Here is a 17,854-nt window from a genome sequence, read left to right on the forward strand (position 1 = left end):
TCGAATCAACAAGAACAAGGCTGCAATCCGCCCCACCCTACAGAAAGAGGCCATGATCAACCGTAATCGCAAAACCAGGAGCCTGGCTTAAAGCAAGTTAAGAAGACACTGCGCCATGCAATCAACTCAGCTGTGCACCTTGCCAACTCATCGAACAAGGGCTCGTGCCCTTCGTTACCTACTACTCACTGTTACGGCCAAACTGGACAGCACGTCAGCCCACAATTCGGCCAGCTCCTGCACCTCCCTCATCTCAAACAACAACGTGGGAAATCCGAAATCCCCAATCATCCGGCCGTCGATCACAACCACGGTGATGTCCAGGGCCGCGGCGGCGGGCAGCCCGGGGTCTGGCATGGATTCATACAGCCCCTCGACGATTGGCTTCCATGCACCGGCATCCTTTGTGTCGGTCTGCATTTGACCGAGATAGTTAAAGCAAATCCGGCCTGGCATTTCAGCAGGCAACTCCTGTGCGGTGTCTCGGTTCAGATACCGAAGTAGCCCATACCCAACACCGCCATCCGGGATACTTTGCACGCGCTGGGCGACGGCCAATACCGCTGCGGCAATATCGCGACTACCTGCTGGATCTTCGTCCAAATGAATGCCGGATAAGTCAATCCGTAGTGGATATATCGAGTTAAACCACCCCACCGTCCGCGATAGGTCCGCCCCCGCAAGCTCCTGACGACCATGGCCTATCAGCCGCAAAAGTACCGACGGCAGCACCACGCCTCTTCGGCCCTGCCACCGTGCCACGGCGACTGCCAACGCAGCCATCAAAATATCGCCAAGCTGAGGCTCCTCCCCTGCCAGCCCGGGGCCAAGAATTGCCGAAGTTGTTTCAGCGTCAATAAATGTTTGCACTCGCTGGATTTTCGAGGTGGTGTCGACCGCCGGATCAAGCGCCCGAATCCCCGGCAGCGGATCTGGCCCCTCAAGCATCGATTTCCACATCGCAAGCTCCGCCACCCGGGACGCCGAACTCGCCTCGGCACGCAAGGCATGCAACCAGGTTCGCATCGAGGTACCGCCCGCCGATAGGGCGAGCGGTCGTCCCGCCTCGATATCCGCCCACGCTGCCGCCAGGTCCTCCAGCACGATCCGTGAAGACACGCCATCGAAAATCAGGTGGTGCGCCACCAGCAACAAGCTGCCCTCACCGTCAGGTCCGCAGTCAAGCCATACCGCTCGGACCACGTTGCCCAAGAATGGGTTCAACTCGCTTACCGCCGCCTCCCAGACGCCTTCCGGAATACCTTGACCACTCTCGACTTGGACGCGGATCAGCAGCGCATCGACGTCTATCGAGCTCGCCGAACCCGCAACCATTCGCCATTCCTGTTGGGATCCCACTTCTTTGCGGCACAACCGAGCGCGCATCATGGCGTGTTGTCCGATCACCGCAGTGAGCACTGACACAAGCGCGCGCCGATCGATGCCTCTAGGCAATCTGACCAGCGTGGAGAGATGGAAGCGGCCGCAACCATTGCCTCCCAACTCCATCAACCATTGGGCCGCAGGCGACAATTCCATCTCACCCACGTCTCCGCCGGAGACTTCCTGCAGGGCAGGGGTTTTTTCTCCACTCGTTATGAACTGAACCAACCGTCTTACCGTGCGCTTCTCGAGCACATCGCGTGACGTAAACACCACGGGGATCCTGCGCGCCCGCGCCACGATCTGCGTCGAGAGAATGCTGTCCCCTCCCAGCGCGAAGAAGTCATCGTCGACGCCGACCCGATCCGCTCCGAGCACTTCAGCAAATACGCCGCTTAAGAGCCGCTCTGCTTCGGAGGTGGGAGCACGGTACCTGTCCTGCACCATCGACGGAGCGGGCAGTCCAGCACGATCCAGCTTTCCCGACGCGGTCAACGGCCACTCACTGAGCACCACGATCACCGACGGCGCCATATAGTCGGGCAGCCGTGCCGCGGCGAACTCACGCACGGCCTCGGCCAGGACACCAGCCATCGGCTTGTTCGACGTTGGTTTAGCAGAACGGCTCGAAGTACCGGGGACGTAGGCATCGACGATGCATCTGCCGTTCAACGCGGACGTCTGCACGAAGACGGCCTCCATGTAGCCGCGTCGCGCCGACCATGTGACCGCACACGAGTAGCCGCACTCGGCCGCCGCCGTGTGGAGATCTTCTGGCAACAGTCCTTCAGGCAGTCCATCAGCGGCGCTGCCCTCACGATCCCGTGGTGTCGCTAGGTCTTTCATATTTTTCGCAAGCTCGTCGACCGCCCGGATTTCAGTCAACAAGCCCCGATGCGGAACAGCCAGCACTCGAACACATTCCATACCTTGCCCCAGGAGTAGCGACCGGATGGCATCTATATCGACGTACTCGACGTGCGCCGCCTTCTTCACGGAGACAGTTGGTTTGGGCATCTTATGTAGGACTACGTCATATCTGTAACGAGTCAGTTCGTTGATCGAGCTGCCCCGCTTGAGCTGGATGTCGTGCACAACGCCGGGGAACTCGTGAGCGATCTCGGAGAAGAAGTGCGGATCCACCAACAGTTCACGCTGATTCGACAATCGCCTCAGCACGCGCCGACGTACATCGCCCGAATGGCCATCACTTCCCCGTGCCAATTCCACCCCGGTCTCGAGTTCCCGCAGATATCTCAAACTTCGTACATCACCGATGAACAGCGCACCGCCTGGCGCGAGTACCCGCAGGGCCCGATCAACAACACGCCGCAGGTAGTGCGCGCTGGGGAAGTACTGCACGACTGAGTTAAGTACGACGGTGTCAAAGTGTCCGGTGGCGTAGTCACTCAATTCGTCTGCCCCACCGGCGATAAGGTGGACACGCCCAGCCCAAGCCTCCTTCACATCACCCAGCCACCGCTCCAGGCGGGCCACAGTCACGGGCGAGAGATCCGAACCGCAGTAGACCTCACACAGGGGTGCGATCTTCGACAGAATCAGCCCCGAGCCAACACCGATCTCCAATACTCGTCGCGGTCCGAGTTCACGAATGCGGTTCACTGTCATGTCACGCCATTCACGCATCTGATCCAACGGAATCGGAGCTCCCGTGTAGCTGCTATTCCAGCCTGTGAAGTCGTCTTCGGCCCCCAAGCCACGTCGGGACGGCTGATCTCGCGCCCCGTCGCCATACAGTTCGTCGTAGACGTCACGCCAGCGATGTACTGTGTCGCGCTCGTGCCCCACGCCGAAGTCGCCTGCCGCCACGACGTATCCCACCAGCCTGTGATCTTTTGCTCGCCCCTCCGAATGCGCTATCACCACGGCACGGTCGATGGCAGGATGATCCGTCAAGACGGCTTCTATCTCACCCGGTTCAATGCGCACTCCATGTAACTTCAGCTGAAAATCCTTGCGTCCCAAATATTCTAGGTTCCCTGATGCATCCCACCGCACCACATCGCCGGTGCGGTACATGCGCTCCCCCGCAGCGGTGGGGCAGGCCACGAAGCGCTGCGCAGTCAATCCCGGGCAGTTGACGTAGCCGCGCGCCAACTGCATTCCGGCGACATACAATTCACCCGGCACTCCTGGCGGCACCGGCCTCAGCCATCCATCCAGCACGAAGAGCCGGGTACCCGCGACGGGTGCGCCTATCGATACCGTATCGGTATCTAACTCCGAAACTTGGTGCGAAGTAACATCAATGGTTGTTTCCGTGGGTCCATATAGGTTATGTATCTCGATGCCGGCCGCGCGTAGGCGGCTGGCCAGATCAGCCGGCAGCACTTCACCCGACGAGATGATCATCCGCACGCTCTGACAGGCCGATAGCTCAGCCTCGGCCGCGAACACCTCCAACACGGAAGGCACGAAGTGGGCAATCGTTACCTGCTCGGTGCATATGAGAGCCTCCAAGTAGGCATGATCGGTATGCCCATCTGGAGCGGCAATCACTACTCGCGCTCCAAATAAAATTGGCCACAACATCTCCCACACCGACACATCAAAAGTGGGAGGGGTTTTGTGCAACACCACATCACTGGAACTCATGTGGTATCGCGCTTGCATCCATCTCAGATGGGCAACGATGGCCGCATGATCGACCATTACTCCCTTGGGCCTTCCGGTCGAACCAGAGGTGAAGATTATGTAGGCAATGTGACCCGGCCGAAGTGAGCACCTTCGATCGGCATCGACGACGGGGCGATCGGAGAACTCCGACAGGTCAATCCTGTCGACCGCGATGACGGGGACAGATGCCGGCAACCCTCGGGTATGAGGGTCACTACTCCTGGTGAGAACAAGATGCGGTGCGGCCGCCTCTGCGATATGTGCATTGCGGTGTTCCGGCGACGCCGGATCGATGGGAAGGTAAGCGCCGCCTGCGACAATCACCGCGTACATACTCACCAACATGTCCACCGAGCGCACCATCGCAACCGCCACGACGGTCTCGGGCCCAACACCCAGTTCGATCAACTGTCGAGCCAGCCTATTGACGCGGCGTGCGAACTCTCGGTACCTCCACGAAGTACCGTCGCTGCGGATCACCACCTCATCTACGTGAGTGGCCACTCGTCTTTGGAAGATCTCCCCGAGCGAGGAATCTTCGGGCAGAACGGCATCCTGCGCGAGCTCCTCGCCGTTGCCCCAGGTAAGTACCCGGCGCCGTTCCGCATCATCGAGTGTGTTGATCTTGCCGAGTGGGGTGTCGCCAGGGGCACTCAAGAACTCGCGCAGGTATCTCAAACACCGATCTAGCCGTTCCCCGATATCTGTCGCGGTGAAGAAGGCATCGTTCCCAATAAGGTTGATATGTAGGAGATTCTCGGGCCCAGATCGGTAGATGTCGAAATGCAGGTACTCGGTGTTCCCCGAGGTGAGAATCTCGTACTTGCCCATGGCCACGCCCAACCGCACGATGTTGTCGGCCAAAAGTATGTTCACCGTGGGCCCGAATGCATTCCTCCCATATCCCACGGCACCGGCGTCGCGTCTTATGTCCTCGAACCGATACCGCGCATGCCGCAGACCGCTGGACACTGCGGAGGCGGCGGCTTTGATCAAACCGTCTCTGGTGACCGGGTACCCACAGTGGAGCGCGATCGGTATCGCGTTAGAGATCATCCCGCCGGAGAGTTTCAGCGCCGTGGTCCGCCGGCCGGCAACCGCAAGCGCCACTGTGCCCGTGTCCTGGCCTGACAGCACTGATTCGAATCCGCAGAGCGCAGCCGTCAGGACCCTGGCAATGCTTGTGCCCGCCATCTCGGCAACAGCATCCAGCCTCACGCCTAGTTCTGCGCTAAGCCCGGCCTCTGCACGGTGCTCCAGCGTGCTGCGCGTCTCTGCCTCGTGATGATGTACTGCGATTTCTAGCTCGGCCGTGCGCTCGGCCCAGTAGGCACGGTCCTGTCCGAAATCTTCAGAATTCGTGTATTCCTGTTCCAGCGTAATGAGTTCTGACACCGAAAGGCCGCGATAGGGAGCTGGCTCTTCACCCTGAATCCTCGCCGAGTAGTGGTCGGCGATCCGGGCGGTGATCGCGAGGCCGCCGTAGCCGTCTATCACGGCATGATGGGACCGCACGTACCAAAAATAGTGATCCGGCCCCACCTTGATCAGCGCCCAGAGCGTGAGCGGATTACCCGTCATAGGGCGTGGTTCGGTGTAATCACGGCGCATCCACGAATACGCCGCAGCGACCGGGTCCGCCTCTTCGGTAAGGTCCACCCAAAGCGGATCTCTGCTGAGTCCTCGAGATAACCATTGATATGGGCGGCCCTCGTGTTCAGAGAATCTGATCACGTCGGCACCGGATGCCATAAGCTCGAAATTGCATGCCTGCGCGAGTAATAGAAAATCGACAGGGCCGGTGAGTTCTACGCAGTGAGCCACGTTGCCTGCGGATCCGTCAGCAGGATCCACCGCCATCCACTGCTCGGATTGTGCGCGAGTGAGTTCCAGTCCCTTGAGACGTTGCGCATCCATCAGTGTTGGTCCCTTGCAAAGACGCGGAACTGTTCCCCGAGGAAGGTCAGAACGTCCGGCACGGCAACAGTCAATCCAGGACAGTCGCGAGCCAGCGTGGCGATTTCATCTGCTTCACGGGCCATGCATGCCATCGCGATTTCGGGGCGCGGAATGTACCGCGGATCACTTTCCAGCTCGAACGATGGCCCTGCGGTCTTTCCCGCCAGCCCGGATGGCAAGGTGACAATCAGCTCGCCCAATGGGCGCAGCACGGTGACCATTATGTCTAACGCCCAATTCATCACGGGAGATCGTCGCAAGTTGCCCGCGGGACAGTAGCCAAAGTGCTGCACCATGAGTTGCGCGGCCAACTGGTAGGAACGGTTGAACGCTGTCATCGCCACCCGCGCGGGCGCATTGGTGACATGGCACCTTGCGGCGTCCACAGTATGCAGTGTCGGATTGCGCAGCACCGGGTATGCCGGATTCCATGGAATACGTTCTGCTAGTGGCGTATTCATGCGTTCTTGGGCCAGCGACGCAGAGATCCCGAGGAATGTCTCGAAGTGCGACTCTTCACCAGCGTTGGGCAATGCGATCCTTCCGCCCTCTCCGTGTTCGGTAACGAAGTCGATCGCGAATATCGCACTGGCAACATCGTCGACTTCCAACTGGTAATCCGGGTGGATTGCATTGACCGACTCACGCATGAAGAGGTGGTGTCCTCCCCCTCCTTGATATTTCTTGGCCACCAAGACATCTGGCATTAGCTGAATCGCGGCCCGAATCGCAGCGTAAAGTTCACTCAATGAGCCGTATCGATAAGGTCTTTGCGGTGTGGGTCGATCACCCACCAAGCCAGGTACCAGCTCGTGCGGTCGTTCCAGTTCCACGAACCGCTCTACTGCAGTAAGCCCAAATGGTTCGAGAGACAATTCCAGTGGAGTCCAGAGCGTGCCATTCAGACGCCCGAAATCCAGCCGTGGTACCTGGAACGGCAAGCCCACTGCCATCCGGATGTTGTTGATGGCGAGGAAGTGAATCATCTCCTCCCTGGCCACGTTCATCAGGAGCCCCCGGTATCCGTTGTCCAGCGTCCCCGGCCCGCGGCCGCACGCCAGAGCGGACTGCACTTCCGTCCAAATTCCCTTTTCTACATAGCGTTTCGCAGCGTCGTGAGTAGGAATCGAGTAAGCCGCATAGAGGTACTGGATCATTACCGCCAGTTCAATCGACAACGCCTGATCCAGGGCGGCGTGCAGTTCGTTACGTGTAGTGATCGGCTCGATGGGAACACGACGCCCAGTAGGGATAGGCGGAGTCTGACGCTTGGCCTCGCGCGCGAGGAAATACCTTTGCAACAAACGGATTTGAGGTGTACTTATATCGCGAGTCGACGGCATGAAGTAGGTTCGGTCGCGATGTGCCGGATCGCTGACATGCCAGATGAGCCTGGCGTAGGGCTCAACCTTGAACTCATCAGCGAGGCTCAATACGTCTGTCCGCATGAACGAGTACAGCAGCTCGTAGTACGCGAACACCTCTCGGTACAAGAGGTCAAAACTAATGGCGCTGTCATGCAAGTCGTCCAGGTACCAACGATCTGGGAGCACCCGTATTGAAATACTGCCCACGGTAGGCCAATAGCCCAGTTGGTCGTCATTGTCGTATGCGCCGCAAGCACTCTCCAACCCAGGCAGTGGCGCCCCTTCAGGCTGCAGCAGTACCCGCGTGGTGCCGGCACGGATGCCTTTCACCGTGACAACTCCAAAACCGTGGGCATCTGTGCCCACGGTGACGTTCGTCGTGTACCCGGCAGTGCCTGACCCACGTAGCGCGACGATCATTACATCTTCCGGACGTGCTCCAGGCGCTTGCGCCGCCGAATCCAGCGGCAGCGCCCGTGGGTTGAAGAATTGCCGGACGCCTATCGCCTGGGCGGCAGCGGGCTCTCCTCTGAAATACGAACGCACGGAAATATCAACGGCGAAGTCCTCGCCAGTGCGCGAGTTCGGATGTTCGAGGAACAAGCTCGCGTCGTCTGACTGCACCACCGTTTCGGCTTCTTCCAGCAATACCCGGCCGGCGCCGACGAATCGCAGAGCAGCATCCGGATTCTCCTGGCTTTTATCAAGCCTCGGAACAGTGAGAATTCCGGAGGTCAGGTGATAGTTGCTGTCGAGATAGGCTTTTCGCGGCACCACGGCGATGACTTCCCCCGCGGTTGTCTGCAGTTCGAAATCCCCCATATCGATCAATTCGTCAACACGGGTGACTGGCGGGTAGCCCTCTCGCGCACGTCGTCGCACGGCAGGAATCGCGGTAACCAGGTTCATTGTTACCTCTGAGCCCTCCACACGAACGCTCGCCATGTGAAGCAAAACATCCTCGCCGACGGCGCCCTGTGATCGCGGAGCAAGTAGTCGGCCCGCTGGGTAGGTCCGCAGCTCCGTGGCACGCCAAGGTCCAATTGTTCCGCGCAGCCCCCACCGATCAGGTGCGTCGGGAGCGACCGGAGCTTCCATTCCGGTCAACGCAAACTGGACCACAATGCCATCTGCCGCACCGGAATCGATCAATGCACGCAACGCAGCAAGGGCCGGTGAGGCCCCAGCGCCCTCCAGCCATTGCAGACCCTCGTCGCGGCCTATCGCGAACTGGAACAACGTGGAGCGCCGCAACCACTGCACAAGTGGATGACCACCGGCCTGGTCGAGGTGACGGGAGTTCTGCCAACGCGGAGGGCAGTATCCATTGACATCACCGGTCAGCAGATATCCGACATCATGGGAGCGGCCAAGGCGACCAAGGGCCAACTGGCCAATCATCAGTGTTGTGGTCCAGTTTGACGAAGGATCTACGTCGAAGACCCTTGCCCGATTGGCCGTGCTCGCCGTGTACTCGCAGTAGTGCCCCCAGAAGTCCACGTCTCGTCCGACGAGAACGTCATCGGTATCCACCACACCTGACACCCGCTCGCAGGAAACCACTTTTGCGTCGATCCAAAAATGCCCGTTCCCACCGAAATTCCATCCCTTCAGGGTGTGAAATGGACCGTCGGCCTTCAACGCGCCCGAGTGATCGAATCGGCTGCCGCCGGCTTCCAGTAACTCGTCGTATTCCCGCGCCGGGCGCTCGAGTGGAAATGGACCGTCAAGAGTGAGTGGTTGGTTGGTAGCGAGATCCAACAGCCCGCTGCGCGGCCCGGTCGGCAGGCGTGTCACTGCGACACCTGCGAAATGCACTCTCGGCACGTTGAGCACGCTCATTGTCAATGCACTCCGTTCCGGATCTCAGTCAGCGTCCCAGGCAGCTGCGACCAGAGTGGGTATCAGGTCATGAGTGATGCGTACACCCGGTAGTACGGCGGTGTAGTCACGGAGAAACTCCGAAACGGTTTGCGGGGTAATCACTGATCTCATTTCCAGCCACCGCGGTTGCAGCATCATGCGCAGGGCAGAAGCCGCCAGCTCTGCACTTCCGGACGCCTCATAGACGATGCGGGCATTGTCGAAGGCATAGGAGTACGCGGCACCGGTGTCAGCGTCGCTATCCGGACGTGTGACATCGACAATCAACAGTCGTCCACCGGGCGCTACGAGTTCGCGCAGTCGGGGTAGCACCGTCGCCGCCGACCCCATGTGGAACACCGTGTTCACCGACATCACTAGATCGAATCGGCCATCAACATCTGGGGACAGCTCGAGCGCGCTGCGGCATTCGTAGCGGATAGGCACTCGGCTCTCTTTGACGGCCGCTAAATCGAGCATGCGCTGGGCGACGTCCACGCCCACCACATCGTCGTAATGTTCGGCCAGCATGACGCAGTTGTTGCCTGTGCCACAGCCTACGTCGAGTGCGCGCTTGCCTGCAGGGAGATGTTCGACCAGCCATGTACGAATCGGACTGGTACGTGCGTCCCTTACTGCCGTGAAGCTCTCGTACATCTCGGCGAGATCATCGAAGTACGGGGTCTCATCCGGAATCAAATCTTTGGGGTTACCAGCGGTCATACCGCGAAGGTACTTCCGGCTTCATCAGGCGGCACTGAGCTGAGTGCCATCGCAATAGAAACTATGCGTATGCGTGGTGTGTATCGCTTCACACGCAGGATGAGCCCCCGGCCAAGCATCGGAATACTGAAAAGTGCCGCAGGAATCCTCTTACTAGACAACAGGTTCAGCAGGTGAAACGAGCTATGGAAACAGATTTCGATTGTGACGTTCTCGTCGTGGGGGCGGGACCGAGCGGGCTATGCACCGCCCTGCTGCTCGCGCAGCACGGAGTGCGGGTACAGATTGTCGATCGAAAGCCCGGGCCCGTACAGCAATCTCGCGCAACCATCGTGCACGCCCGGACACTGGAGCACTTCGACCGTCTCGGAGTCGCCGATCATGCCGTTGCCAGCGGGGTACCGATAACTCATGTAGCCATTCACGAGAACGGCAGGCACGTGGGCGAGTTGCCCTTAGCAGGCACCGGAACGGCAGCTCGAACCAGGTTTCCCTACGCACTTTCCTTAGAACAGTTCGTAACCGAACGTGTTCTGGTCGCCGCACTTGCCAGGCATGGCATACATGTCTCATGGCGCAGTGCGGTAGAGGATATCGCTGAAATGGCCGACGGGGTGCGCGTGAACATTGTGGGCTCCATGGGTGCTAACACTATTTCTACTCGTTGGCTCGTCGGCGCGGACGGAGCGAGCAGCACAGTCCGGCGTCTTACTGGTCAGGAGTTTGGCGGCGAAACGTATACGCAGAAGGGACTTCTGGCTGACGTCGACTTGGCGGTTAACCTTGGTATGCAAAAGATGCGACTGAATCTCACACGTGGCGGATTCGTGGGGGTGCTTCCGCTGGCGAGCGGGCGCTATCGGCTCTTCGGTGTAGTGCCCCCAGACTTTCATCGCGGGCCGGAAGCGGACAACCTGTCACACGACGCCTACGCAAGCCTCGACGATAGCGACCTGCGGCACTGGTTTGAGTCCTACTTCTCGGTCGATGCGAAGTTGCAGAAGATCGTGTGGGCAGCGATGTTTCGATTTCACAGCCGCATCAGCAGAAGTTTCCGAATCGGCCACTCCTTTCTCGTTGGCGACGCCGCCCATATTCACAACCCTGCGGGAGGACAAGGGCTCAATCTTGCAGTCGGCGATGCGGTGAACCTCGGGTGGAAGCTTGCACAGGTTGTCAACGGCGAGGCGCCGGCTTCGCTCCTGGAAACGTATGAAAACGAACGTCGCCCGGTCGCCGCCGCCGTGCTTGCCCGCACTGACATCGGATTCAAGCTAGAGACATCAACCAGCCCCGTGGCCTTGTGGATGCGGACGCACGTCGCAACGCGTGCTATCGGGCTAGCCTGCCGACTGCCGCCCGTGCGCAAGTTGTTCTTTGACATGTTCTCCCAGCTATGGATTGCTTACCGAACCAGTACCGCCATAGATCACTCGGACGCCAGCGGCCGGGGCCCTCACGCCGGCGATCGGGCACCCTATGCGACCCTCTCCAATCCCCGAGGCTCAGCCCGCGATGTCATGGCACTTACGCACTCACCGAACTATCACATTCTCTTGATCGGAACTATCGATCCATTTCAAGCCGCCCAGCTGCGGAAACTCTTGGCGGCTCGATATACCGCCGACGTCAACACGCATCTACTTACCGGAAACGAAACCGAAGTATGCCGCGCATACCGGGCCACCAAGAGCACAAAACTCGTCCTGGTGCGTCCAGACGGACATATCGCCGCCATCGCCAATCCATTCAGTTGGGAAACGATCACCCGCGTGCTAGGGCATCTCGACAAAGTTCTGCTTCGCGCCGATCAACATCGCGACGAACGCTAGCTGCGGCGGAGCACAAGCGACGAGGGGCCATGAAAGACCATGTCGCATGGGTACTCCACCCTTGTGACAGTGAACTCACCGACTACGCCAAGCAACAGATCGAGGCCGATCTCAATTTCGGCGCGGGCGAGCGCTGCACCGAGGCAGTAGTGAATTCCGTGCCCAAACCCAACACCGCAGCCCGCACCGCGATCCAGGCGCAGGACATCCGGTTCAGGAAAACGTGCGGGATCACGATTGGCCGCACCCAGCACTGCGACCACCCGAGTACCGCGGGCAATGTCGCTCCCCGCCAAACACACGTCCCGATACGCCCAGCGGGTCACCGACTGAACCGGGCTATCAAATCGAACCAGCTCCTCGACGGCAGAGATCGGCACACCCCGTGATGCCCGTAGCAGGCTCAGCACCCGCCGATCTGCGCCAAGAGCCAGTACCGCCTTGCCCAGGATATTCGTCGTCGTTTCGTGTCCTGCTGACATGAGATGTACGCAACTGGAGGCGATTTCACTAGAGGAAAGAGCGTTATCGGACGCCATCAACGACACCAAGTCGTCTCTGGGCGCTCTGCGCCGCTGCCTCGCCTGCGATACAAAGTACTCACTGAGTTCTGCCGCCGCGGCGTCCGCGAGCCGAAACACCTCAACGCCACTCGTCAACCTTCGGCTGCTGCTTATCGCCTGAATGGCCATCACCCTGTCTCGTAACCACTTCCAGTCTGATGCTGGCACGCCCAGTAGCTCCGAAATCACCAGGATCGGGAGTGGAGCCGAAAACGCCTGCACCAAATCGAATTCCGGTTCCAGGGCGCAGCGTGAAAGCAATGAGACGGCGATTTCGGCAATGCGCTGCCGCAACCCAGCGACTACCGCAGGAGAGAAACGCCCAGCGAGCACGGATCTTATCTCGGTGTGACGGGGCGGGTCGAGAAACACCAGCCAGCTCTCCACCATACTCCGCAGGGCCGCGCACTCAGCCGGAACCAAGCCGCCAGTCCCCGAATGACCCGCAGTCGCTGCGCGGCGTCCAAAACTTTTGCTAGAGAGCGCCTTCGCCACCTCATCGTAGCCGAGCAGATAATGTGTCCCGTCGGTGCCGCGATGGACCGTCGATACCTCACGGTACCGGCGGTACACTGGGTACGGGTTCGCGATATCGGCGGAAGTCCATCCGGTCAATGAAAATGGTGGCAGCGCGCCATAATTCGTAGTTTCAGTCATCTCGAGTACGAGCCCCGCACCCGTTCGACAAGTTCCTCCGGGTTTACCGGGGGCCGTTCACCACGCCAGGCGACGTGCCCGTCTGGTCTGACAAGTACGAATCGCCGCGCATACAGTTCGGCGATATCACGCTGCCTCTCAGCGATAACCTTCAACGGCACGCCCTTGTCTGCGAACGCTCTTTCCACCCGTCGGATCCGGCCGGAGGCCGCAAAGCACAGCAGTACAAATCCATTGCCAAACAGATCCAGTGTCGATTCTCCTGTCGCCAACCAGGCGTGCGGTGCGCGTGATCCGGGGCGCGTGCTGGGCCGCACGTCCTCTGTGCCCGACGGAACGTGCACCGCGGGGCACACCTCGGAGTCGGGAATCACCAATGGAGAGTTCTCATATCTGAAACCAAGATGGATATCGGGCGCATCAAACTCACGCGCCAACCCGCTGTCGGCAAGCTCATCCCGAACCCGGGCGCGCAACCACTCACCGTGCGCCGAATCATCCCCGAGTCCATCCGGAACCTCGCGTTTCATCGCCCGGACGAGATTCCGATTGGCCTCCTCCACCCCCCTGAGGGCTACCGGTCTACGCTCAACCGTATAGCTATCAAGCAGGTGGGGCCCGGCCCATCCACCCAATGTGGCGGCTAGTTTCCAACCGAGGTCGGCGGCGCCACAGATTCCGGTGTTCATGCCGAAACCGCCTGATGGAGACAATGTGTGCGCAGCATCGCCGACCAAGAAGATTCTGCCGTGATGGAATGTCTCCGCGACGCGATGGACCAGCCGCCACTCGTTGTCTGACAACACCTCAACCGGAGTGCTGAACGCAATTGCTCTCCGTACCAAGTCTTCTGCATCATCCATCGCCTCCCGATCGCCCTGCAGCCCGACGGTCAATCGATAGAGTTCTTGACCATCAAGCGCCCGAACGGGAAATCTCAGCGCGGAGGAGATCATCAGATAGTAGAAACCGGCCGCCGCATCCCCCAGCTGCGTGCGTAGCTTGGGCGCACGGAACAGTATGTTGCGGAACGTCTCTGTCCGGTGCAACGCCGGTGCCGCGATACCGCATGCGTGCCTGACGTCTGAAGAAGTACCGTCACACGCGACCATATATCGCGCATGGATTTCCGATTGCGCACCCGTCACGAGGTCTGTGACCCGGCCGCACACACTTTCGTCGTCCTGGTCGAAGCTATCGAGTCGGGTACGTGTCAAGATGGGACCCGCGGGGGCGATGCCGAGCTCGGCATAAAGCAAAGGCGCCAGCCAATGCTGCGGACAGATCGCATCCGGTTCTGGTGTGTGGTCGTAGTCTGGTCGCGTATCCATGGTGAATCCACGAACTCGATGCAACTCATGGCCACCGATCTTTGTGACCCATGCGCAATCCAGTGAATGATCACCGGGCCAACCAGACTGGCGGATCTTCTCCGCAACCCCCCAGCGGCGGAACAGCTCCATCGACCGCGGGCCAATGCCACTCACTTTCGGATGCGTGACCGTACCGTCGCCAGACTCAACGATCACGAAATCGACACCGCGCGATCGTAGTTCCATTCCCATGGCGAGTCCTGTGGGCCCACCGCCGACGACCAATACATCGACAGAACGTTCTGAAGACGCAGTCACGCCGCACCGCCCTCACGGCCTCCGTCACAAACCATGGCGCCCACGCCGGTCGACTGCATGTAGGCGTCTATCTGACTGACGGCATTCAACCCCGACTCCACAGCCCCCTCGATCCAAGCCGGGACGGACGAGCAGTGTTCTCCGGCGAAGAACAGACCGCCCTGAGGTGCTGCCGCCAGCACCCGTTCTTCCTCCGCTGTATCTGAATCCTTGCCCCATCTGACCGAAGCCGCACCCATGCTCAGGGGATCGTCACCCCACGCTCTCATCACCTTGCCGCACACCATGCTTGGTTGACTGAGCTCCGGGTGAATCTTGCAGAGTTCCGCGCGGACCATGGCAAGGCGTTGCTCCATCGGAATCTGCGCCAGCAAGTCTGCATCAGGGCCAATTGTGTAGCTGGCTAGTAATGTCGCACCCAGTCGAGGATCGCTCTCGACCGGTGGGTAGTAGGTCTGGCGTACCAATCCGCCGGTGAAGGAACCTCCCCCGCTTATCCCATCGCGCTCCCAGAACGCCTCACGACAATGCAGAGCTATCTTGGTCGCTGCCCAGTAACGCATATCGCGGATGATTGTCATCTTGTCTGCGGTCATGCCGGACAACCGGATTCCACGCAGAACAGAGAAGGGCACCGTACACAACACGCAATCGCGCCGGATCAACTCGGTGTTCAGTCCGCGATGCGTCTCTATGAATACCCCGTCGCGCACAACATGCAGGCCGGTAACCCGGCTCCCCCGGTGGATTGGACCGCGCAACCGCGCCGACAGACGGACAGCGATCTGATCGATTCCGCCCTCCAGGCGAAACAGTGCCGATGATGTCTCGGTAACGACATCGGCGAAGAAGAGCCTGAGTCTGGTTCCACACGCGAAGTTTGGATGGTTGGCGAAGAACCGGTTGAGATCAACACGTTGGATACCACTTCGCGTGACGATAAACGGCGATAGATCGATGCGCCGCAGTAGATCGAGCAGCTCGACATTGAGATCCGCGCCAAGACCATGGCGGAACCTATCGGGCGCAATTGCATTGACACTCGCGGCCAGCCATGATGCGCATAGCACCGCATCATCTGGATAACGCTGCCTTAGAGCACTATCCGCAAGGAACTTGGCTACCAGTGCCGGCGACGCATCGCGTACTCGTGCGTGACCATCGGGTGTTGCGAGGTAGTTGGAATCGTCAGAGAACAGGGTGCGGAATTGCCGTACTCGATCAGATAGCCCGAGCTGATCGATCAACTTCATCGTTCGACAGTGCCGGGCTGGGATCCGCATCGCACCAAGTTCTGCGATGGGTCCCTTTCGGCCCAACGAGAAACTATGCGTATGCAAACGCCCGCCCACGGTCGGGCGCGCCTCGAGAAGCTCAACACGGTGTCCGCGCTGTTCCAGCTCATACGCCGCCACGAGTCCCGCGACACCAGCGCCGATAACGGTCACGCACCTTGAGCGCAGGGGTCCCTTTGTGCCATGTGTTTCATTCGGCGCCAGTATCATCCGCGAAGACTCCTCGGGTTTCGTTTCTTGTCCACTTCTCATCCTCCGTCCGCAGGGGCGGCCTCCACACCACTCGTCTGCCCAGACATCACGGTGGCGCTGGACCGCAAAGCCAGCGGTGGCGAAACCTTGAACCCACACGTATGTAGTGAATCGATCTGGCAGGCCGAGTACGAGCTTCGGTTCTTGCGGTTCAGTACATCTGAGCGAGATACTCGCGGTGGGTCGGCAATGAATGCCGCAGACGTGACGCTTGTTGCGCAAGCAGGTCGAACTCACGCTGCGCGCGCGTCGCATCTAGGTACCTCACAACCGTCGACGGCCGTGCCGGGATTCCACCAAGCCCGACAAACATGCATACGTATGAGTAGGGCTCGAATCCGTGATAGTGGGGGTAGACAGACCCGGTGTCGGGTAACTTGCTGCGCCAGTGCTCGATCCGTTCTGCGAGAGCAGCAGGGAGCTGGACGGATTTTGAGTCACGCCAGTACTGAGTATCCACGCGCGCGGCCAGATAGTAATGAAGCACGAGGAACTCGCGGACACCATCCATACATCGGTTGATCACGCGGTTGTAGGAGTCTCGCAGACTCTCCTCCCAGTTCGCGTCAGGAAAGTGCTTTACCAGCTGCTCTATGCCGTGCTGAATAAAGAAGATCCCGGTTGATTCGAGCGGTTCAACGAACCCGCTGGCCAATCCGATCGCCACACAGTTCCCCACCCAGCTTCTTCGGCTCCGCCCAATGCGCATCCGAATATGACTGGCTTCCAACCCTTCCGCTTCCGGACCAACGAAGTCGCGCAGAGCACGCTCCGCATCCTCGGGGCTGCAGTAATCCTCGGCGTAGACATAGCCGGTACCGATTCGGTCAAACAGGGGGATGCTCCAAATCCATCCAGCGTCTTGGGCTGTCGCGGTCGTGTAGGGAGGCAGGTGCCCGCGGTCCCGGTCGGTCGGGACGCGCAAGGCTACCGCCCGATCGTTGAGGAGGCTCCCCTGATACGACTCAAAGGGCTCCCCCATTGCACGTCCCAGTAGCAGGCCGGAAAATCCTGTGCAATCGATGAAGAGGTCACCCCCGATGCTGCCATGCGCGCGAGTACGCACCTGGCTAATCCAGCCACGATCGTCCTGCAGAACATCCACTACGTCGTCGACTACGTGGCGGGTGCCACGGCGTACCGCGAAGTCTCGCAAGAAGTCCGCCAGCAGCGACGCATCAAAGTGATACGCGTACGGAAACTGCGTGTCCTGTTCGGACAGTGTCGTTCGATATGCGGTGTTCTCGCCGTCGGTGCCCATGAACAACGATCCATCGAGGCGGCGTGGCGACTTATCGTTGTCGCACAAGGTACCTATCAAAAAGCAATCGCGATCGAAGCTGTCAGACCTCGGATTGTCCAGCCACCAGTCGGTGAGACCGAATCCGTCTACCACCCGCTGACGTTCGAAGGGGTGATAGAAATGATGGCCCGGCTTGCGCCAGTCCTGAAAACGGATGCCCAGTTTATATGTGGCGCAACATGATGGCATCCACTCGTGTTCCTCCAATCCGAGATACTCGAAGAAGTGTCGAATTGTGCTAAACGTGGCTTCGCCGACTCCGATTGCCCCTATCCGCGCCGACTCCACCACTGTCACGGCGATCCTGTCACCGAATGCGACCTTGAGGTACGACGCAGTCATCCAACCTGCGGTACCACCGCCAACGATCACAACTTCTTCCAGCACAA

At 59.7% G+C, this 17,854-nt stretch carries 8 protein-coding genes; 1 reads left to right on the plus strand and 7 read right to left on the minus strand.

The window, feature by feature from the left end; genetic code table 11:
• Positions 1-174: 174 nt before the first annotated feature.
• The 3 genes from HBA99_RS17455 to HBA99_RS17465 form a co-directional block, all read right to left on the minus strand.
• The gene (locus HBA99_RS17455) at positions 175-5,937 is read right to left on the minus strand and encodes a non-ribosomal peptide synthetase (RefSeq protein WP_070952190.1); all 5,763 of its coding nucleotides are present in this window, start codon (positions 5,935-5,937) and stop codon (positions 175-177) included.
• On the minus strand, positions 5,937-8,987 hold the full coding sequence (locus HBA99_RS17460) for a ferritin-like domain-containing protein (protein ID WP_199252976.1): 3,051 nt from the start codon (positions 8,985-8,987) through the stop codon (positions 5,937-5,939). Before HBA99_RS17460 ends, HBA99_RS17455 begins: the two co-directional genes overlap by 1 nt.
• A 225-nt stretch (positions 8,988-9,212) precedes the next feature.
• A complete protein-coding gene (locus HBA99_RS17465) occupies positions 9,213-9,932 on the minus strand; it encodes a class I SAM-dependent methyltransferase (protein ID WP_030097046.1) in 720 nt (239 codons plus the stop codon).
• A gap of 185 nt (positions 9,933-10,117) precedes the next feature.
• Between HBA99_RS17465 and HBA99_RS17470 the strand changes: the two genes are divergently transcribed.
• A complete protein-coding gene (locus HBA99_RS17470) occupies positions 10,118-11,764 on the plus strand; it encodes an FAD-dependent monooxygenase (RefSeq protein WP_081347698.1) in 1,647 nt (548 codons plus the stop codon).
• Here the strand turns inward: HBA99_RS17470 and HBA99_RS17475 are convergent.
• From HBA99_RS17475 to HBA99_RS17490, 4 genes are read right to left on the minus strand one after another with little or no spacing between them, the layout of a single operon-like run.
• Entirely contained in the window at positions 11,761-12,984 is a 1,224-nt protein-coding gene (locus HBA99_RS17475; protein WP_070924805.1) for a cytochrome P450, read from the minus strand. The two genes, HBA99_RS17470 and HBA99_RS17475, sit on opposite strands and share 4 nt — an antisense overlap.
• Positions 12,981-14,615 carry an FAD-dependent monooxygenase gene (locus HBA99_RS17480; protein ID WP_070952188.1) on the minus strand — a complete coding sequence of 545 codons (1,635 nt, stop codon included), beginning with the start codon at positions 14,613-14,615 and terminating at the stop codon, positions 12,981-12,983. The genes HBA99_RS17475 and HBA99_RS17480 overlap by 4 nt, the downstream gene beginning before the upstream one ends.
• Positions 14,612-16,417 (minus strand): flavin monoamine oxidase family protein, encoded by a 1,806-nt coding sequence (locus tag HBA99_RS17485; RefSeq protein ID WP_109494403.1) that lies wholly within the window; start codon positions 16,415-16,417, stop codon positions 14,612-14,614. The genes HBA99_RS17480 and HBA99_RS17485 overlap by 4 nt, the downstream gene beginning before the upstream one ends.
• Positions 16,314-17,852: a tryptophan halogenase family protein gene (locus tag HBA99_RS17490; RefSeq protein ID WP_198541575.1), complete on the minus strand. Its 1,539-nt coding sequence runs from the start codon at positions 17,850-17,852 to the stop codon at positions 16,314-16,316. Before HBA99_RS17490 ends, HBA99_RS17485 begins: the two co-directional genes overlap by 104 nt.
• Between the last annotated feature and the right edge of the window lie 2 nt (positions 17,853-17,854).

It is taken from the genome of Mycobacteroides chelonae (assembly GCF_016767715.1).
Lineage (GTDB): Bacteria > Actinomycetota > Actinomycetes > Mycobacteriales > Mycobacteriaceae > Mycobacterium > Mycobacterium gwanakae.